Genomic DNA, 22,348 nt, shown 5'->3' on the forward strand with positions numbered 1-22,348 from the left:
ATTTTTATCAACGCACGATTAATGTATCTGCAGATAATTGATAAAACTCATAATATCGTTCTCGGAAGAATCTGTACCACATTATTTATTCGATACCCCAGGTCTCTACCGGATCTGGAGAAGATTCCAAATGCAGATGCCCACCCTCGATAAACGTCTCCCAGGGAAAATGAAATGAGTTCCATGATTTTCCGTTCAGTGTTGCTGAACGAATATATTTGTGTTCAAAAGGGTCCCCTTCAACAGTAATGACAAATTCTTCTCCGGGATAGTGGTCCTGGTGAAGCTTGATGCGTACTTCTTCAAACATCGGAAGCGACATTTGTAGTGTCGGCTCCTGATCACTTCCACCGGCAACATCAAACAGTCCCATCCCCGCAAGAACAAACCATGCACCTAATTGTCCCTGATCTTCATCCTGGCCTAAACCATACCCGTGAATAGGTTCGGTGCCATAAAACGAATCGCTGATATTTCGAACCCATTTCTGGGTCAGCCACGGTTTACCGGCATAGTTAAACAACCAGGAGATATGCAGACTCGGCTGATTTCCATGATTGTAAACTCCGCCCACCGCTGCAAATGCATCGATTTCCTCACTGCTCGAAAAGTTTTCTTTTTCGGCTGCTTCAAACAGTTTGTTCAGGCGCTCATTGAAGATATCTTTTCCAATTTTATCCACCAGTCCCTCAGGATCGTGCGGCACATAAAATGTATATTGATACGCATTCCCTTCCTGAAATCCTCTCCAGGGTTCAGCCGGATCAAAGTCATCAATAAAATCTCCATCCAGCCCGCGCGGTCGGATAAAACCGGTCTCTTCATCATAGAGCTTTTTCCAGCCGTGAGATAGATTCATAAGCGTTTCATAATCATCGGATTTACCCAGTGATTTTGCCATTTGAGCCGCCGCATACGCGCTAAAGCTGTACTCCATCGTGTGGGAAGCTGCAAACCGGGATGATCTATTTGTGGAACCGGAATAATACTCACCAGAATTCTCAAATGGTACATACCCATGCTCAAGAAAAGCTTTCACATCCCGCTTTCCTGCACCATACGGCCGATTGATCCAGCCAAGCTCATTACCGCGAACTGCTTGCCACGCTGTCTCAGTATCCAGTCCCTGAATCTCCCTGTTGTATCCGGATGCAATGAACTGCCCAACAAAATTTGTACCAACACCGGAGACGTATTTAAATGTAGCCATGCCATCAGACAACCATCCGGTTTCCTCAAAAAAGTCGAGATGGGTGTTCAGGTATTCACTCAGATAATCGGGATAGGCCATCGCCCAGAGAGTTCCGAGGTTCCAGAATGCTCCCCAAACAGCATCGGTATTGTAGTGATTATATAAAGGCTTCCCGTTATCATCCAGCGGTATTTGTCCGATGGCGTGATTATTTTTTCGATACTTTCCATTCACATCGTTGGCCAGGCCCCTTCCTAAAAGTGCATGATACAGGCCGGTGTAGAATTTCACTCTATTCTCTTTTGAGCCTCCTTCAACGGCAATCCGTCCCAGCATCGATTCCCACTTCTCTTCTGCCTGAGCCCTGGCCTCTTCAAAAGAGATCCCCTCAGACTCCGTTTCCAGGTTTAACCTCGCGTTTTTAGTGCCGGTGTACGACAGGCCTACTTTCACCGTGACATTTTCCTGATCACTTGTATGAAAATTAAAGTACATTCCGGCCCCTTTACCCTGAACGGATTCATCGCCGGGATTAATCTCACTCCCTGCAAATGTTCCGAATGCTTCCGGGGTTTTATCCATTTTCGCTACAAAATACATGGCTACAGCAGCACCGCTTTGATAGTTTTTAACATACTCGGGCAGCGTAATAACAAATCCCTCAATTTCCCGGTCCGATACTTTCCGAACAAAAGCATCAATCACTTCCCCACTCTCTCCCTGCCGGGACCCTATATCAAACAACAAATTAGACTCTTCTGATTCAGGAAATGTATAGCGATGAAAAGCCACACGCGGAGTGGAGGTCAATTCAGCTTTTATATCATAATCGTCGAGCAACACACTGTAATATCCGGGCCGGCCAACTTCGTTCTCTTTTGAAAATCGTGAGCGGTATCCCTTGTCGGGTTCTTCCAGTAATCCCGGAGTTGTTTTCAACTCTCCTGTGGTAGCCATCAGCGCAATGCCGCCAATCTGGAACTCCCGAAAATTCACAAAACTTTCAATTGATTCGTGGCGGGGATCGTATCCAACAGCTTCCCAGCCTGAGGCATTACCATAGTGTCCGTCGGTGGTAGCCGATGGTTTGGCCATTCCAAAAGGATTCGCAGCCGGCGTATGAAAAAACCAGCGGGAGTGGGCGGTTCCTATATTCGGATCGACATAAGCACTAAAGCGATCTGCCTGCGCAAAAATCTCATAGCTCCCAAAAAGTGTTAAACAAAAGATCAGAAGAACTCTTTTTACCGTAAATATTTTCAGTGCCGAAACATCATCTTTCATCATTGTTTTCTTAATTATAACCTCAATTCGATTAATAAAATCACAATAAAAAGTCTCCCCTAATAAGGGGCTCATTTTTGACCACCGGTCTTTCTGACCCACCCCCATCCCCTCCCTATCGCGCCCTGGCGGGACTTGACAGGGAGGGGAGATTCGAAACAAATTCATAGACTTAAAAAAGTTACGTTGGGCTGAGAACGAGTCTTTAATTTTTCACAACCACTTTTCGCCATGGGCATACCTTCGGGAAAGGGGGACTTTCAGTAAATAATTTATGGATCGAGCTGAAGTTTATACCATTGATATCTAATAATATATCATCCATACATCCTATTTATTTTCCTCTGCCCACTCGTTTAACAGTTGAATGGCTTTACCCAGAACACCGGCCGAGCCTTTAAATTCTGCTGAACCGGATGGAGTCCCTTCCATGGTGTACCATTCATAAAACCCGTCATTTTCGATTACTCGTTTAATCATCGGCCGCGATAGTTCGTAGGCTTCATTTACAAAACCATGAATGATGAGTTGCTGAATCATCCGCCCCCCAAACCAAGTCCAGTCGCCGCCATTTTGATATTGGTAAGGAGCCGAAACATTCTCACCCAAAAGCTCTGAAGGGTAGGCCGGATATAGTGTTAAACCGATAGAAGGTGCACCTGCCAGTTCAACATTTCTTTTCATCTGTTCAGCTACTGCTGCAATTTCATTCCGGCTTAAAACACCGGCTTCAATAGCTACTGCTGTTCCTCCGTGATAATGGATTTCGTTTTCATCAAAATCATCGGGGAATGGTGAACCATCGATATAAATATGGGGGATGAATTTACTGTTTTCAGCGTCCCAAAGATGCTCTTTAATATTTGTCAGAAGTTGTTCATTCAACTCTTCCCAATATTCTTTTTCTTCATCAGGGCTTATTTCAGCCAAATTTTGTGCGGCAATAGCCAGCATGGCATTATCGTACACATCAATACTCCAGTGCGTCAACTCATCCACATCAACAACAGATCCGCCTTCAACCTGAATATCGCCCCAGTCAAAAGTGGTTGCGCCGGTTATCAGTCCGTATTTTTCTGAATATCTCTCTTGGAGCAGATATTCCACCGACCATTTGAGGCGATTGTAAACCGTTTTTCCGTCAACACGTTCATTCAGAATGGTTATGTCGCCGGTTTTATCTATATACTTGTAAATGGCCTGGATTAACGATGTTTCCTGATCGGATTCAACCGTATTTTTGAAGCCAATATGACCCGGTGCCGTGGCCGACTCATACGGATTGGGATCGCCCCAGGTAAATGCTTCCCGCGGAACATAGCCATCCAGCATCTCCCCGTTTTCCTGTTGAAAGTGGAAAAACATCAGGAGGTTTTCACGAATGACGCTATTGTCGTACTCTTCGCATGAGAGTTCGATGAAAGTATTCAAATCACGAGACCACACCATTTGATATCCTGATCCCGCATAAAAACCTTTCTTCATCAGGTTACGGGCCATGCTATCCACTTTAGTAATTGTAGTATCTGCCAGTATTTTCTCCGCAAGAATTTTATTCTCTTTGCTTTGATCTTCAGAAAAAATGAACAGCAATCCACCCAAAATTAGAATACTCAGCTTCATCTGTTTATGTCTTTTTTTGTTTGATAACCGTTACCATAGTCTTCTCCCCAAACATTTTATGCATGGTTTAATCTTGATATCAGATGAACCAGTTTACAGTAACTACAATTGGTTGCAGGTACTGCTTTGCGAAAAAGACTATTTAGAAGAAGAGTACTCTCCACAAAAAAGTTATTCACTTTCAGTAACTCCCCATTCTTTATTTGGTTCTGGCCCCATTTCAAGAATGAGCGACCCCCCATTCAGCAACTCAGAGGCATCAAAATAAAATGTGTTTAACTCTTTGCCATTCAGCGTTGCGCTCTGTACATACTTGTTTTTTCTTGATGCATTGTTTGCCTCTATTACAAATGTATCCCCACGGCCGTATCTTCCGCCCAGGTCAATTTCAACCCGTTCATACAAAGGACTGGCTATTTCATAAATCGGATCCGTCCGCGTGCCTCCATCGGTTTGAAACAGACCGATGGCCGCCATCACAAACCAGGCGCTAAGCTGTCCCTGATCTTCATCGCCCAGGTACGCATTTCCAACACCGTAACCGTAAAATCTTTCCATAACAGCCCGGCTCCATTTTTGTGTGAGCCATGGTTTATCCGCCCAGTTAAATAAAAATGCAAAATGCAGGGACTGCTGGTTTCCCTGATCCACAGGAATTTCCCAATATTGATCATTGAGGGCATTGAACCGCTGGGGATAGCTTTTTTCAAATCCACCTTCCAGGTTTTCAATAAACCGTTCTTTGCCAATCGTTTCGATAAGCGCGGGTACATCCTGCGGAACAAAATGCGTGAGCTGCCAGGCATTTCCTTCTACATAGTGGCGGTTTGCTCCGGATTCAAAAGGATCAAAATCCTCCAGCCAATTGCCATCACTATCTTTCATATGAGCAAATCCAGTGTCGGAAATCGTATTTTTCCACCAATAACCCCGGTCATTAAAAGTCTCGTATACCTCTTGATTGCCAGTGGCCTTTGCAAGCTGTCCAACCGTCCAGTCATCAAACGAATATTCCAAACTGTTTGAAAACCGACCGAGATCGTACGGCACATATTGATGTTCAAGATAATGCACAAGATCCCGGTTTCCTGCGAATCCATTATGAACTTTTCGAGCCGGGGTGCTCTGCATTTTAACGGCTGCTTCCAGTGCTTTATCCACATCAAAATCCCGGATACCCATCTGGTATGCCCCGGCAATCAGTGGAATTTCGTGTTCGGCAACCATCACCGGAACAAAGTTCATGCCGGCCGGCCCTTTGGCAAGCCATCCGTACGCATCGTACATGGCCAACTGCGAATTGACCCATCGGTTGCTCCACTCCGGTGTAATCAGGTTCCACATCTGGTTCAGGTTCCAGAACGTATTCCAGAACGCATCACATCCCAGCGCAACATGATCGGGATCCATCAACCTGTGAACGGCACCGTCTGTTCCGCGCCACTCGCCATTCACATCACTCCAGGTATTCCGGGTGCTCAGGGACCGATAAACCGTGTTATAAAACCTCTTTTTTTCCAGGCGGTTGTTTGTGCTGATGAGGACTCTGCTCATTAAATTATCCCATGTATCCACCTGGTTTTGCCTGACTGCATCAAAATTCCAGCCAAACGGTTCGCTCATTTCTGTTTCCAGGTTCTCTGAGGCGTTTTCAATGCTTACAAGACTGATTCCCGTACGAACCTGCACAACGGAATTTTCTTTCTGATCAAAATAGACAAACAGGCCAGCGTCCTTGATATCTTTTGCGTTCAGATGTTCACCTTCAACTATTTCATCCTCAACCCAGCCGCCCATGGAATGAATGGGTTGATCGAACTCAATCACAAAATGAACGGTGTAATCCTGGTCAGCATCATTACTCCAGACACCGCCTGAAAATTGATCGGAATACCCTTCCAACCGATAATCCGACACTTTTTTTACGTCCACTTCTTTCAGTACATAATTGTACTCTGCCGGGATATGGAAATCAATCAAAACGCGGGCGCTGTCTCGCTCTTCGGGAAATGTAAATTTCAGCAGGCCGCTTCTTGTCGTTGATGTCAGTTCAGCCGTAATATCATAATCCGTCAGATGAGCTTTATAGTACCCGATGGGGGCTTCTTCTCTGTTTTTATCGATCCTGGATCGATAGCCGGAATCCGGTTTTAACTCATCACCAATTTGGGTTTGCAGCGGACCGTTTGTCGGAAAAATTCCAAGGCCAGCCATGGTCCATTCATGAATATGGCTGAAGGTCCCAATGCTCTCAAAAATTGAGTCGTATCCGGCCTGCCATCCAGAGTTTTGGTTGATGGGACTCAGTTTTACCATACTAAATGGCATCGAAGGACCCGGCGTATACATCCAGCGTGCATGAGCCGCTCCCATGCGGGTATCCACATAACCCGGAAGTGTTTGAGTCTGCTGTGGCGAACGCTTAACCGTTCCCGATTCTATCTTGCGGCCATCTACAAGAATCGTATACTCGCTCGTAACCGGTTCCGATACTGCGGGCATGGGCGCTTCAAAATCGTAATGCCCCATCTCCACGGTCTCTTCAAAAACAGATTCCCCGTCCAGTTCCACACTCAAAACCGGAGCGCCTTCAAGGTGTTCAATATTTACCAGCAGCGGCTGAAAATCTCCTTGGTTTCTTGAGATCTGATAATCCGCCGGACGCACTTCTCTTACAAATAACTTTTCTGCTTTACGCAATTTCAATTCCGGACCTTCCAGCCGAATCTGATCAAACTTAATCCATGATCCCTCCAAAACTGTAATCGTTACTCTGTTCCCGTCTTTTTTGATGACATTTTGATCCACCGGAATTGCAATAGTCGTTGGAGTGGCGTCTGTGTCATCCCCTTTTAACGCGTCTTCATTGATAAATTCCTCCCTTCTTGAAGGTGAACGCTGGGATCCCCGGTCATATCCTTCTGCTTCAAGAGCAACCCGCTCTTCCTGATCATTGATGTAGACTTTCACCAGGGGCAAAAATTCTTTCGCGAAATCAGCAAGTTCAATATAGAGTGTATAATCTCCGTTCTTTGGTTGTTCATCAGCAGAAAACAGAATCGTTATCTGGTTGCTTCTCCATCCAGACGTGGACCAGGTACCGCCCCAGGTATCTGCAGGTCCCGGTAAAACATAAGGTATCTCTTCTTTCTGATCGTGAAAACCAACCGCAAAAAATTTATCCTCATACCCGAAATCCTCATATTTAAAATCCTCAAAGCCATCAGGAGCCAGTGCAAATTCATTTGCGGAATGATCCTTCTCCCCGAGACTCCAAATAACTTGATTATCATTTTGTTCGGGAATGTGCAGATTTTTTTCTGAGCCGTTTAAAGCATGCAGAAATGCAGGGAAAGTGAATAAGACAAGAAAAACGAGAAGATATTTGATTGTTTTCATCGTAAAATGGATTCAGGATTTTTATATATCAGTGTTCAATTGCGTTTTTACTGAGCAAAAGCCCCCTCTTTCAGTATGTGTTGAGCGCTAAAAGACTCTTGGTATCAGACCATACATCGTTTCGCCCTCTCCCCTTCGCCCCTCTCCCGCGGGGAGAGGGGTTGGGGGTGAGGGCGAAACAACGTTTTTGCTAATAGATTGTTTATTGATTTTCAGCCCACTCTTCAAACATTTCAATTGCGGTATATAGCACTCCGGCCGAACCTCTGAATGTTCCTGAACCTTTCGGCTCGTTCTCGGGTGTGTACCATTCGTAAAAGCCGTCATTTTCAACAACCCGTTCAAACATGGGCTTGGCCTCTTTATACGCTTCCTTTACAAATCCATATCGTATGAGCTGCTGAATCATTCGTCCGCCAAACCAGGTCCAGTCCCCACCGTTTTGATAGCCGTAGGGATACATTCCTTCATTCATGAAAAAACCTTCCGGATAGGGCGGATAGAGTGTTAAGCCAATCGTTGCCGCATTTGCTGCTTCTACATTTTCCCGCATTCGCTGCAGAGCATCATAAACCTGTTCTTTTGAAAGCAACCCCGCTTCGATGGCAACAGCCGTACCGCCGTGCTGGTAAATTTTATCTTCATTAAAATCATCCGGGAAGGGTGAATCGTCCAGGTAGCGATGGGGAACGAATTGCTGGTTCTCCTCATCCCAGAGGTGTTTCATCACATTTGCAGAAATATTGTCATGAATTTCCATCAATTCATCCGCTTGTTCAGGCAATAATTCTGCGAGGTTTTCAAGGGCGATTAAAAACATAGCGTTATCGTACACATCCACGGCGTAGTGGGTATCTTCAGTCAGATACACTCCCCACTCGTGTTCCGGCTGCACATCTCCCCAATCGGCTGTAGTTGCGCCCCAAATCAGGCCGTACTCCTCACTCCATCGTTCATTCATCAAAAAATCCACGGCAAAAAGCATTCGTTCTGTCACGGTCATTCCACCAACCGTTTCATCTAAAAAATCGTGATCTCCCGTGTGTTTGATATATTTATAAACGGATTGTATCAAAGAGGATTCATGGTCGGTTTCCACGGTATTTTTGTGCGCCATGCGGTCCGGCTCAAGATCTGAATAGATATAATCGTATCCCCCGCCCGGATCTTCAACACGCGGAATAAAGCCATCAACAATTCCGCCCTCATCACTTTGAAACCGAAAGAATATTCGCAAATTCTCTTTCACGATTTCCTGATCGTGCAGCTCCAGTGCAAGCTCAATAAATGTGTTGAAATCCCTGATCCAAACTTCGGAATAGCTGTCGCCTGCATTAAATCCGCCTGAAACAATTTCTATCGCTTTCTCTTTTACAACCGGGATGTTGGGATCATTATTCAGTGCCTCGATCAACTCACGATTTGAATCTTCGGCAGCACATGAATAGAATAGAAATAGTGGGAGAATGATTAGCAGATATTTTTTTCCAAAGATCATTATTTTTTGAAATCGTTGTGTTGAACTCGATACTTGACAAAATTTGCTGGTGCAGCAATCAAAGGTGCTGAGTCTTGGTTTTTTTTCCATATAATTATTCCACTTCTGTTTAATCCTGATTCTCTGTGATATTCTCTGAATTGACACCAGTATTTATATCTACATCAGGCAGATTATTTTTTAGCTGTTGGATTGCCTCTAAGCTTACGTTTGTCCTCCACAAATACAGACTCTTCAAAGAAGGCAAAGATTGAAGGTGGTTCAGCCCCTGATCACTAATCTTGGTTCCGTAAAGATTCAAATATTCAAGATGCTCCAGTCCCTTCAGATGCTGAAGTGAGCTGCCATCAATACCGGTTTGTGAAAGATTAAGTCGGGTGAGATTTCTGAAACTTGATAACACAGTCAACGAACTATCAGAAACGGCCGCTCCCGACAGGTCTAACCAGGTAACCTGAGATGACAGAGGCGATAACTGATTCAAATCAATACTTTCTGCTCCATTGGTAGTTCTGACCTGCAAGAAGTTTGAGTTTTGAGAGATTCGCGAAATCCGAACTCCACCACTCTGGTTTAGTTGGTTGATCAGGCTTTTGTCTGGTGGGTTTACCTCTGTTCTCACCAAAAAGTTCGTCCCTTCAACCGTCAGTTTATTCAGCTTTTCCATGATTTCATCCGGTACTTCCACTCCGGAAATGGCTTGATCCATCGGAGCGCCCAGATCCACCCACCATGAGATCAGGTCTTTTTGATCATCGGTTAATTGCTGTTTCCCGGATGGAGGCATCCGATCATCGTGACGATCGGGCAGTAAAATACGTTTTACCAATTCGCTCCTTTCTGAGCTACCCACTTCCAGCGCCGGACCGCTATCTCCGCCCTGCATAATTTCATCATAAGATGTAAGAAGCAGCTCTCCTTTTTTCTTCTCCGGATTGTGGCAGCTAACACATCTCGTATCTAAAATGGGGTGAATCACATCCATAAATACTTTGGCAGAATCCAGGTTCTCGATCTGTTTAATACTTTTTGCTTCAACCACAGGAGCTCCGGTGATGGATCGCAATGGCTCTGGCATATATCGAACCAGGTAATCCGATCCGTGGGTTAACGATCCGCCATAGTGACCCGCTCCCATCAAACCGAAAACCATTCCCCACATTAGAAATGTATACAATTTTTTAAGCTGTACATTCTCATAAAACCACTGGCGAAGAACTAACGCGCAAAGCGAAAGTACGGCAACTGAAATTCCGAGCCATTTATGAGTCCAAAGTAAGTCTTCTCCATATCCGCCATCCAGCGAAAGCAGATAACCGGTGCCAGCAGCAGTGAATGCACTCGCTACACCTAAAAGAAGAGTAAAAGGAACGGCAGGTTCAAGATTTTCAAATCTATTGAACCGTGAACAGATCTCAAACAGAAATGCCAACAGCAAAAATCCAATGGGCAAGTGTACAAAGACGGGATGAAAACGCCCGATAAACAGAACAAGATCAGATGATTCTCCCATGAATTACACTCGCTCCAGTTTTATGGGGTAGGTTTGGGCGGCATTCCATTGGCATACATACAGGTTTTTGTCCTCGTCCACGCAAACATCGTGGCAGTGCTTAAACAGAGGATTCTGCTGGACCATCAACTGAAGCTCGCCATTTTCGTATTCAGGCTTGGTCCCTCCCGGATTCGAAACAACCCGGTTCTCCTCATTCAAGATTGTGACAAACCCGGAATTATCGGTTTGATTAAGATACCGCAAGCGCGACCAGCAAACTCCGGAGTAGATATTTCCGTCATCAATAACCGGACGGCAAACAAAGGCTCCCGGCAGAAAAATCGTTTCAAGGTATTCACCGTCCATTGTAAATCGCTTGAAGGAGTTATGCCCCCTGGAAGTACAGAGCAGAGTTGGATCATTACCATTTCTATCGTCGATGGCAACACCATGAGCCGTGCTAAATTGATGATCTGCATCGCCTTCCCCGCCAAATTTTCGGATAAACTTTCCGGCTGAATCGTACCGAAGAATAAACTGTGAGCCGTATCCGTCTGCTACATAAATATCGCCATTCGGAGCAATGGCTGTTTCCGTCGGCCGAAAAGGATCTTCTTCAGAATATTCTCCAATCGTTTTTGGATGATCGATGGTCAACAGCGGTTGTCCATCCACGGTCGTTTTGAAAACTTTTCCAAGGCTGAAGTCGGTGATAAAAAGAACATCTTTCCCGCCTTCATTAAAGAGCGTGAGTCCGTGACCGCCCGGAAACTGATCTCCCCAGGAGTCCAAAAGCTTCCCCGATTTATCATAGATGATGATATTATTCCGGGTATCATCTGTGATCATAATCAGGCGGCCTTTTGAATCCATCACCATTTCATGGCAGTTTTTAACGGGCGTATTTTCCGGATTCAGGTTCCCCCATTCTTTATGAACCCGATACTGGAAATCACCATGCCCTAAAACTGTTTCATCCAGTTTAGGTTTGCTTTGTCCGATATAGAACATCGAAGGGAGGATCGCTCCGCCTGCTAAAAGCGAGCTTTTTTTGATGAAGTCCCGACGGGAAGTTTTCGTATCTGCCATTAGTTTTCTTGAGAGTTTAAGCTAAAATAACCTGAATTCGTTTACGAGTTAAAACAAATACTCTCCCCTTGAGGGGAGTACTCCGTCAGCCGACGGAGGGAGGGGGTAGTACATCCCCCGAGTTCACACGACATACGTCGTGCTCACATTCCCCTTCAAAGGGGGACTAACCACCCCTTCCTTAAGGTATCCCTACGGGGAAATCCCCTTCTTGGAAAAAGGGGTGACTTTTTCAATGCATTTACGTCCATCTTATTTATCATGCTAAAATATCTTCCACTACATGGCCGTGTACGTCCGTCAATCGGAACCGGCGACCCTGGTGTTTGTACGTGAGCCGTTCGTGGTCCACGCCCATCAAATGTAAAATAGTCGCCTGGATATCGTGAATATGAACCGGGTTCTCCACAATGTTGTATCCAAATTCATCGGTTTTGCCATATTCAAAACCTGACTTTACACCTGCGCCGGCCATCCACATGGTAAAACATCTTGGGTGATGATCGCGGCCATAAGTTTCTTTGGTGAGTTGTCCCTGGCAGTAAGATGTGCGGCCGAACTCTCCGCCCCAAATCACAAGTGTTTCATCCAGCAAACCACGCTGTTTCAGGTCTTTCACCAACGCCGCCGATGCCTGGTCAATATCTTTACACTGAAGAGGCAGCTGATCCGGAATACCATTATGCTGATCCCAACCCATATGGTACAACTGAACGAATTTCACATCCCGCTCAGCTAACCGTCGTGCCAACAGACAATTTGCCGCGTACGTACCCGGTTTTCGAGCGTCTTCTCCGTACATATCAAACACCCAATCCGGTTCATCAGAAAGATCCATCGTTTCGGGAACCGAGGTCTGCATTCGATACGCCATTTCATACTGGCTGATGCGGGATGTAATTTCAGGATCGCCAAACTCGTTCAGGTGCAATTTATTCAGATCTTTCAGTTTACTAAGCATATTACGTCTGCTCATTTTGTTTACACCCGGGGGATCATTCAGATTCAGAACGGGATCTTTCCCGGACCGAAACTGAACCCCCTGATGCAGTGATGGTAAAAACCCATTTCCCCAAAGTCGGGAATAGAGAGGCTGATCAAACGGCCGACCCGATCCTCGGGAGATCAATACGCTAAAAGCCGGTAGATTCTCATTGTCTGAACCCAATCCATAACTCAACCAAGAGCCCATACTTGGACGGCCGGCCTGCTGCGAACCTGTTTGGATGAAGGTGATAGCCGGATCATGGTTAATAGCATCCGTATACACTGACTTCACAAAACAGAGCTCATCCACAACTTCAGCAGTATAAGGCATCAATTCGCTGACGTAAATACCGCTGTCACCATATTGCTCAAAATCAAAATGCGAACCGGCCAATGGAAATCCATCCTGGTTGGCCGTCATGCCGGTTAACCGCTGATCACCCCTCACAGATGGAGGCAAATCGGAACCTTGCAATTCCCGTAACTTTGGCTTGTAATCAAACATATCCTGCTGCGAAGGTCCCCCACTCTGAAAAAGATAGATGATCCGTTTTGCTTTGGGGATGATATGCGGTGAATCCAGTGCTCCGTCCAATCCCCCCGACCGATCACCAAAAAGTGTTTTGGGACTGAGCAACGAAGCCAACGCAGCCGCACCTAAACCCATGCTTGTTTTTGAAAGAAAATGCCGGCGATTCATATTACAATTCAGCTTGTCAATTTCTTCGGACATGGTTTTACTCTTTGGTTATGGTTTCGTCGAGATTGAGGATCGTGCTTGCCACAATGGTTCCTGCGGCCAATTGAGTCGTATCTAAATTGTTGCCAACCGGATATTCACCCACCCCCAATAGTGAATCAACTCGTGATGGCTCAGCTTGAAATGCTTCAAATTCTTCCCGGTATAATTCAGACAGTAGTTGAATCTCTTTCTCCCCCGGGGCTCGCGATGTTGCCGCTTTAAACGCGAATGAAATTTGACTCTCCAGGTTTTCACCGCCCTCCGTCATCATTCGTTCGGCAAGTAATCGGGAAGCTTCTACAAATTGCGGATCATTAAGCGTAAACAACGCCTGAAGAGGTGTGCTGGTTTTGCCTCGTTTTAATGACATGTGGCTTCGTCCCGGAGCGTCAAACGTCGTCATGAATGGCGGCGGAGAAGTTCGCTTCCAAAATGTGTAGAGACTTCTCCTATACAATGAATCTCCATGATCCTGGATATATTCTGGCAGATATCGTCCCGATGTTTTCTCTTTCCATAATCCTTCGGGTTGATACGGTTTTACGCTGGGTCCGCCAACTTCCTCCACCAGTAATCCACTTGCGGCAAGAGCATTATCACGAATCATTTCGGCAGACATTCGGAAACGGGGTCCGCGTGCCAGGTACCTGTTGGCCGGATCTTCCGCCAGTTTTTCTTTTGTAATCACAGCCGATTGCTGATAGGTATTCGACATCACAATTTTCTTATGCAAGGCTTTCAGATCCCAGCCGCTTTCACGAAATGTAACCGCAAGCCAGTCCAGCAATTCAGGATGAGTGGGCAGCGAACCCTGGTTCCCAAAATCACCGGGTGTATCCACAATTCCATTCCCGAAGTACATCTGCCAGTAACGGTTTACGATCACACGCGCCGTTAATGGATTTTCATCACTGACCAGCCACTGCGCCAGCCCTAATCTGTTTCGGGGAAAGTTGGAAGGGAAATCCATCACACTTTTCGGAACATTTGGCTCCACTTTTTCGCCACGCTGATCATATAAACCCCGACCAAGAACATACGTATCCCGCGGTTTGATCCGCTCTCCCATCACCATGACTTCCCGCAGCGTATCGGTCACCTGGCTTTTTTGAACCCGAAGCTGTAGTAATTCTTCAAACTGTTGCCGATAGTTTTCATCCTGATGAATCAGATAGTGTTCTGATAAAATTTCTTTTCGGTATTCATCCTGAAGTTCGGGTGAGGCGGCGGCCATCAGTGCCGGCAAATCGTCGCTTCCTGCCAGCGCCATCATCTCAGCCTGGCTCAACCGGCGGTCATAAATTTTCAACTCATCCAGTTTCAGGCCTTCGTACTCTATTTTTTCAAATGAATTTCGTTCACCAATCAGGAAATTCTGGTATGGATAGGTCTTTTGCTCTTCACCAATCGCAATATTCTTAAAGAGATTATCCTGGAATATCTCGGATTCCCAACGTTCGCCATTCACATAGATGTTAATTCCACCGGCTTTGCTTGATCCATCATACGTAACTCCAATATGACTCCATTGATTAAGCGGCAAGGCATCTCGCGATGTAACTTTAATCGAATTAAACGGCCAGCCGTGTACCAGCCGGACAGAGATTTTGTTTTCAAGAAGAGTCAGATCATATCCCCTGTACCCGATAAATATCGCTCCCATCTTCACGATAACCGGAGCCTCCGATTCCGCAGTGGTGTCTGACGGATTCACCCAAATACTCAGTGAAAAGGGCTCGGTTCGTTCAAATGCTGCAATATCACCCAGATCGATAGAATTTCCTTTATTAAATTCGAGCGCTTTTCCATCAATGCCATCCCGAATCGGCAGATTCTCCTTTTATTTTACCGGCAAGCGAATCACCGACTAATTCCATGACTTGTCCATCTTTGATGGAATTAAAATCTACGTGTGTAACCAACCCTTCTTCTGATGGAAGAATGGAATCTTTACTGATTCCGGAATTCAGCCACTCCGAAAAACCATCACTTCTGCTTGCTGTATACTTCTCTAAACCCTCTTCCTGTTTTTTAATGGCTTCTTCCAGGTAGTTGATTTGTTGATTTGCAACACTATCCGGCAGTAATATGGTTGGCCCTGCCATCCCCTCATTTGGGATCTGGCCCGCATCATTCACATTGTTAAAAAAGGCTGAAAACTGGAAATACTCCTTCTGAGAGATGGGATCGTACTTGTGATCATGGCATCGCGCGCACTCCATCGTCATTCCGAGAAATGCGGACGCTGTTGTATTGGTTCTGTCGGCCACATATTCAACCCTGTACTCTTCGTCTACAATGCCGCCCTCCTGGCTTTGCATATGAACCCGGTTAAATCCCGTTGCCAGTTTTTGCTCGCGGGTTGCATTCGGCAGCATGTCTCCCGCAATTTGCCAGGTTGTAAACTGGTCAAACCGCATATTCTGGTTAAACGCTTCGATCACCCAATCCCGCCAGGGCCACATGTGATTCGGGCCATCGTCCTGATAACCATGCGTATCGGCATATCGCGACACATCCAGCCATTCGGTTGCCATTCGCTCACCATACGCTTTTGATGCCAATAATCGATCCACCAGTTTTTCATAAGCATCGGGTGAATCTTCGGCTACAAATTTGTTCACTTCATCTACGGTTGGCGGTAAGCCGGTCAGATCAAAAGAAACACGACGAATTAATTTCTCTTTGGATGCCCGTTCTGAAGGTGTAAATTCCCTCTCCTCCAGTTTATTCATTACAAAATAGTCGATCTCATTTTTGGGCCAGTCATCATTGCTAACTTCAGGAAGTTCCGGTTTTTCGGGTGGGATAAACGACCAATGCTTTTTGTATTCGGCTCCCTGTTCGATCCATTTTCTCAGAATGGCAATTTCCCGGTCGGTAATACTCAGGTTTGATGCCGGAGGTGGCATCATAAAATCGGGATCGTCAGAAGAGATTCGTTTATAAAGTTCGCTGTCATGGGGATCCCCCGGAACGATGGCAAATCGATTCTTCTCTTCACCCAACGCAGCATACGCCAACTCTTCGGTGGTGAGTTGCAAATCCGCTTCAACGGCAGCCTCATCAGGACCGTGACAGGCAAAACAGCGGTCCGATAAGATCGGTTTTACATCAAAATTGAAGTCAACATTCTCCGGGATTGGGTCACTGGTGAATTGCTCGTTCTCAGAAGTGCATCCTGAATAGAATGTAAACATCACCAAAACTAACAGAATCATTCCAGCACGAAAATAACTTTTGTTTCTATGAGATGACATCTGTTTCATTACAGGCGATTGAATTCCATGTTATTGTAATAAAGAGTAATTAAATAGCTTTAGATTTACTAAAGAATAATATTAGAACGCTTTGCAAAACTCTGACCGTCATCCTGAACTCGATTTAGGATCTCCAGATACTGGCTCTAAAGACGAATGGAGAATCTGAATCGAGTTCAGATTGACCGGTAACCACGGTTTTGCAAAGCGTTCTATTATATAAAAAATTAAATACTCGATTGTTAGAATTAAATAAAGAAAAAAATTATTATGTACAAATGTTTAAACAATTAAATATTCATAATGCTGAACCTGCGGTGAATGAATAATGAGATGAGAATCTATTTTTTAAATTAGCTTCCTTGGGAGGGACGTTTTTATGAGATAAAATTCAAATAGAGAGGGTGACAAATCTCGGTCATTATTGATGAATAACATTCTATTTGAAACTGAAGAAGATTAAAGGGTCATAACCTGATAAAATGAGTGGTTTCAGTCAGGTTTACCCAATAAATTTACTTACTGCCCGGATATGATCTATACATTAGATTTTCAAATCTATGAACTACTTTCTTTTTTGATTTTTACTATACTCCGCTGTTTTAATATCAGATCTCTGTTTTCCACATTTGTTGTATCTCTTCCAACGATTTACCCTTTGTTTCTGGAACCATTTTGTAGATAAACCAAAATGCAATGATACAGAAGAGGGCAAAGAACCAAAAAGTAGCAGATGCCCCTCCTGCTGACAATAACATGGGGGTAATCTGACCCACAATCGTATCAGCAATCCACATTGCCATAATACTTAACGCCAGGGCACGACCCCGAATTCTATTGGGGAATATTTCTGAAGCAATCACAAACTTTAATGGACCGATAGAGAAGGCAAAGCAAGCCAGAAAAGCTATAACGCTGATTAACAAAAACACACTGCCGGTAGCACCAATAAAGAAAAAATACCCGGTAGCTGTCAGACAAATGGTTGCACCTGCCGTGCCAAAAAGGTAAAGCGGTCGACGGCCAAGGCTGTCTACTTTCCATACAGCAATAAACGTAAATACCATATTTGCAAATCCGAGCAGTATTTGGCTAAGAAGTGCGTTATTCACTTCCATCCCCGCTTCATTCAAAATTCTGGGTCCATAGTAGATAATGGCATTTATTCCACTGAATTGTGAAAAAACCGGTAGCAATAATCCAATGATTAATGCCTTTCGCAAACCAGGTTTCAACAGTTCTCTGTATGAACCTTCCTCCTCTTCCAGGGTTTGTTGAATTTCTTTTGCACTCTCCTCCGCTTTTTTACTGCCCATAATACGCTGTAGGATAGATCTGCCTTCATCTCCCCTCTTCTGATTATATAACCATCTTGGACTTTCAGGTATCATAAAAATACCTCCTAAAAAGATGAGAGCCGGGACTGTTTCAATCCCAAACATACCTCTCCAGACTTCATCAACAAAAATGAACTCCAGAAAACCCCACAAGTTATAACTACTCGTGCTTTCAGTAAGATTCAACACAATAGCATTAGATATATACGCAAACAAAATTCCCACAGTTATAGCAAGCTGATAGCAAGTAACCAATCTGCCGCGAATATGGGACGGGGCAATCTCTGAGATGTATAAAGGCACTACATTCGAAGCGATACCAACGCCAATCCCCCCCAGCAGTCGTGCGGTTATCAACCAGGCAAAACCCGGAGCTGCGGCAGTCCCCACAGCAGAAAGGAAGAAGAGTAAAGCGGCCGTTTTCATAGCAAATCGTCGGCCAAGTCTGTCACTAAATTCACCCGATGCCGCTACACCGATAATACACCCGATCAATGCCGATGAAACAAGCCATCCCTCCTGAACTGCAGTTAAATTAAACTGATCCTGAACAAACGTAAGTGCTCCGGAAATCACAGCCATATCAAATCCGAACAGAAAACCGCCGGTGGCAGCAATCAGGGTAATGAGTACAAGATAAAATGTATTTTCTTTTGGCATGGCCTATTTCATAAATGCTTTTACGATCTTTGCACTTCCATTTGTGCAATTTTCAATCAGATACTCTCCCGTTGTTGCAGGTATTACTATTGTTTCGGCGTAACGAAGTTTTATTTTTTGATGGTTACTGATGATGTAGACAGACTCACCCTCAACCAAATTCAATACATGAAATCTGTTTTCCGTATCTACACGGATTGATTTTTCAAATTCCAACCGGTGAATTGAATAAAGATGATCTTTGTGTGTTGGAAGATTCACAATTTTCCAATTATCACCTTCTTCTTGTATTTCAGATTTACTAATAAAATCTTTCTCAACTGATTTACCCTCCCGGCTAAAATTCAGATTTTCCAGCGCACGACTTATATTCAGGGGCCTTGGATTTCCATCCAGATCAAGACGCTGCCAGTCATATATTTTAAAGGTAAAAATGTAAGGTGTGTTGCTGATCTCCAATACCAAATTATTTTTACCCGAACAGTGAATCGTGCCTGCCGGAATCAGAAACAGATCGTGTTTTTTTGAAGGAAATGTTTGTACATATTTTTCAACATCTGCTTTCCGTTTACTTTTTGCGCATTCCTCGAATACATCTTGAAACTGATCGCGATTGATATCCTCCTGAAATCCAAGATAAACCTCAGCATTCGGCCCGGCATCCATGATATAGTAGGTTTCATCCTGAGTGATTGGTTCACCGAATTCTTCCTTCATATATTCCAGCGTGGGATGACACTGCAATGAAAGATTTTGCCCATCCATCGTATCGAGGTAATCAAATCGCAAAGGAAAATAATATCCATATTCATCCGCATGCCGGCCAAGAATTGCTTTATTTTTGTGATACAGTAAAAATTCAAAACCGAACTCCAGCATAATTCCGTCACTTTCAAAAATAACTCCGTTTTCTGGAGCAATGATTTCAAATGACCATGCATAGTTCTTGGCATCGGGATTCAATCCTTCAAATTTATCTTGCATCCAATGTCCGCCCCAAACCCCCGGTTCAAACCAGGGCCTTACCCGGAAAGGGCTTTGTACCATTCTTTCCAATCCGGCACGAAAATCATCTCCTTCTATCCAGGTAATTGCCCCTGGACGCTGTCCATCCCCAATGGCCGTCGCCTGGCCTAAAAGTTCCTGTTTATGCTTATTGCAAACCGGCCAGTCCACAAAATAGAACCGTTTGTACATTATCTTCGGCTCTTCTGTGTCAGATGATCCAATATTGGTAACTGAACCAGCTCTCGATCGATATTGAATTTCATTTTTGGGTTGGTCAATATAAATGACCGGAGCCTCCCAGCCTGCAAGAGATGCACCCGTACCGTAGAGAATTGAAAGCGTATTTTTATCTGATGAAATTTGTGAGAGTGACTGTTCATCAAAAAAATCTTTCAACTGGCCGGGAAAATGAAACCCAAACAAAGGATCATCGCCGCCTAAATATCCCTCAAGCATGGAATCAATCTCACTCTCTGATTTATGAGCTGCTTCAATACAATACCAGTTTACATCTGTTTCTGCCGATATAAATTCACGGTTTAAACAGGAAATCACCTCCTCCCATATGGTACCAACATTCCCATCAATAACAATTTGATTGGAGCCTTGCTTGTGGATAAACTCCATAAGTGAATGATATCCCATCTTTATTTTTCCATCACTCAGCGGAAACGTGGGATAAATGTCATAACCCTCAGGTTCTTTCTTCTTATGTATTGGAAGCACTGGTGATACTGACTTTCGAATCTTGTTTTGTCCGCCTCCCATTCCATTTTGTTTTTGGTCGAAAGCAGCTCCCAAAAGTGAATATTCTGATGTATTATCAACAATCTGAACCCACACTTTATCCGTAAAGAGATCTCTAAATGAATCTTCAAACAGATGAAAAGAATGAAAAATCTTTCCGCCAAATACAATTCGGTCAACTTGTTTTTGGCTAATTAAATCATCTAAATATTCAGCAAGATTCTTCCCAAAATGATCAAAGATTTGTTGTACTGCCTGATCATCTTCCGCTTTCATTGCCAGTTCTTTCACTCCGGAAATTGCGGTACCATTGCCAATACCTTTTTTTGCAGCCTGATTTAAAAACCATTTTGTGGAAAAGTAATCTTCGGCAATTCCTGTCTTAAAGCTGCTATTGTAAAGAGGATTTTCGTCCAATAAACCCGAGAACAGTTCACCCCCCGAATAACTGGCACTTCCAATTCCCGTACCCAATGTTATTGCCAATACTTTTTCAGAATGAATACATTTTTGATGCAATACTCCCAGCAAAAAAGACTGGGCATCATTTAAAAAAGTAATTTGATCAACTTGAATATCTTTTTTGGCCAGAATATTTGAAAGACTTGTTTTCAAGTCGAGAGCAAACAAGGAATTGAATTTATGCTCAATACGACTGACACCCTTCTTATAATTAAAAGGGCCCGGCATAGAAACAGCGATGCCTTTTAATATCTGGGAACGGGTTAATTGGTTTGAAACATTAACAATGGAATCAGTAATATTTGCAAGCAGTTGATCTACAGTTGCATTGTTATCTATTGGTTGGTGGAAGGTGTATTCAACCTTATGATTACTATTTTTGAAATTGACAAGTCCAGAAGTAATATGGCTTCCACCAATATCAAGAGCTATGTAACAGGCCATTTAATATTTTGTCTAAATGTTTAAACATTTAGAGTGTAAATAGTCAAATTTTTAAAAAATTGCCAACTTATTTCTTTTCAAATCGGATGGAATATGTAAACTTATCACTCCGGTAATAACCAACATTAAATTCGATGGGACGTTCTCCTGCATCTAATACCAGCCTTTTTCTAAAAAGAATGGGTTTTCGCTTTTCGATCTGAAGATATTCTGCAATTCTTTCATCTGCTTCAATAGCATCCAGTTCCTCTTCTGAATATGAAGGAATCACAGAATGCTTCTTCTCAAGAATGGAGTAGAGTGAACTGGTATAATCTTCATTTTCATCCAGTTGAGTTCTGGGATGAAACCAAGATACAAAATATACAAAGGGAGCTAACTGATCTCCTCGTAGCCTTTCCAACTTGAAAAGTTTTATATCCTTACTCACTTCCAGCTTTTGATAAGCTTCTTGCGGCGCAATCTCAAATTCGGTATTAATAAAGTAATCCTTTACTCTTATCCCTTTTTTTTTCATTTCGTTTCGAAAACTATGCCATTCAGAAAGCTTGGTTGTAATTGTTCTTTCTGCGAGCACTGTTCCCTTTCCAGGAGTTCTTTTAAGTATTCCATCATTCACGAGACTGACAATTCCCTGTCTGACAGTATTTCTCGAAACACCAAATTTGTTGGCAAGTTTTTCTTCACGTGGCAAAAAACTTCCATCATCAAATTTACCACTGGCTATTTCTTCTCTTATATAATTTTCAATCTGCTTATAAAGTGGTACACCTGAGGACTGGTCAATTTTCATAATTGGTAATCTTTAACATATGTTTTAAAAATCTTAGCTATTTAAGGATTTTATTCTTTAAAAGATTCCGAGTTACCGATTTCTCAAAAATCAATTTTTTTATTGACAATAATATTGAGAAACATTTATAAATCTTGCACCGCTCAAAATTTTCAGATAAACTCGATAATTTTTTGTTGATCATCAACTAAAGCTTTATCGAACCATATTCAAGGAGGCTTAACGGACGCTTCCGCTGCAAATCTACCAATCATTCTATCAAATAACATATACACCCAAAAAGCTTTATTATTAAAATGACAGCAAAAAAATAATATCAAAAATCAAC

Annotated in this window: 12 protein-coding genes; all 12 read right to left on the minus strand. The window is 43.6% G+C overall.

The genetic code is table 11. From position 1 onward, the window contains the following. Positions 1–85: 85 nt before the first annotated feature. On the minus strand, positions 86–2,479 hold the full coding sequence (locus tag U5K72_18130) for a GH92 family glycosyl hydrolase (protein MDZ7720742.1): 2,394 nt from the start codon (positions 2,477–2,479) through the stop codon (positions 86–88). A 327-nt stretch (positions 2,480–2,806) separates the two neighbouring features. Next, positions 2,807–4,099 carry an amylo-alpha-1,6-glucosidase gene (locus tag U5K72_18135; protein ID MDZ7720743.1) on the minus strand — a complete coding sequence of 431 codons (1,293 nt, stop codon included), beginning with the start codon at positions 4,097–4,099 and terminating at the stop codon, positions 2,807–2,809. Between the two features lie 171 nt (positions 4,100–4,270). Beyond that, positions 4,271–7,498, minus strand: a complete 3,228-nt coding sequence (locus U5K72_18140) for a GH92 family glycosyl hydrolase (GenBank protein MDZ7720744.1) — start codon at positions 7,496–7,498, stop codon at positions 4,271–4,273. A gap of 202 nt (positions 7,499–7,700) precedes the next feature. Further along, positions 7,701–8,996: a hypothetical protein gene (locus tag U5K72_18145; protein MDZ7720745.1), complete on the minus strand. Its 1,296-nt coding sequence runs from the start codon at positions 8,994–8,996 to the stop codon at positions 7,701–7,703. 109 nt (positions 8,997–9,105) lie between these two features. After that, positions 9,106–10,509, minus strand: a complete 1,404-nt coding sequence (locus tag U5K72_18150) for a c-type cytochrome domain-containing protein (protein MDZ7720746.1) — start codon at positions 10,507–10,509, stop codon at positions 9,106–9,108. Positions 10,510–10,512: 3 nt separating this feature from the next. Continuing rightward, positions 10,513–11,580: a hypothetical protein gene (locus U5K72_18155; GenBank protein ID MDZ7720747.1), complete on the minus strand. Its 1,068-nt coding sequence runs from the start codon at positions 11,578–11,580 to the stop codon at positions 10,513–10,515. 259 nt (positions 11,581–11,839) lie between these two features. Next, positions 11,840–13,300: a DUF1501 domain-containing protein gene (locus U5K72_18160; GenBank protein ID MDZ7720748.1), complete on the minus strand. Its 1,461-nt coding sequence runs from the start codon at positions 13,298–13,300 to the stop codon at positions 11,840–11,842. Positions 13,301–13,304: 4 nt separating this feature from the next. Further along, a complete protein-coding gene (locus U5K72_18165) occupies positions 13,305–15,140 on the minus strand; it encodes a DUF1553 domain-containing protein (GenBank protein MDZ7720749.1) in 1,836 nt (611 codons plus the stop codon). After that, complete coding sequence (locus tag U5K72_18170) at positions 15,118–16,569, minus strand: DUF1549 domain-containing protein (protein MDZ7720750.1); 1,452 nt, start codon at positions 16,567–16,569, stop codon at positions 15,118–15,120. The genes U5K72_18165 and U5K72_18170 overlap by 23 nt, the downstream gene beginning before the upstream one ends. 608 nt (positions 16,570–17,177) lie before the next feature. Continuing rightward, complete coding sequence (locus tag U5K72_18175) at positions 17,178–18,566, minus strand: sugar porter family MFS transporter (GenBank protein MDZ7720751.1); 1,389 nt, start codon at positions 18,564–18,566, stop codon at positions 17,178–17,180. 3 nt (positions 18,567–18,569) lie between these two features. Then, positions 18,570–21,227: an ROK family protein gene (locus tag U5K72_18180; GenBank protein MDZ7720752.1), complete on the minus strand. Its 2,658-nt coding sequence runs from the start codon at positions 21,225–21,227 to the stop codon at positions 18,570–18,572. 67 nt (positions 21,228–21,294) lie between these two features. Then, positions 21,295–22,020, minus strand: a complete 726-nt coding sequence (locus U5K72_18185; protein ID MDZ7720753.1) for a GntR family transcriptional regulator — start codon at positions 22,018–22,020, stop codon at positions 21,295–21,297. Positions 22,021–22,348 lie beyond the last annotated feature (328 nt).

This window comes from Balneolaceae bacterium, from assembly GCA_034521495.1.
Taxonomy (GTDB): Bacteria; Bacteroidota; Rhodothermia; order Balneolales; family Balneolaceae; genus Rhodohalobacter.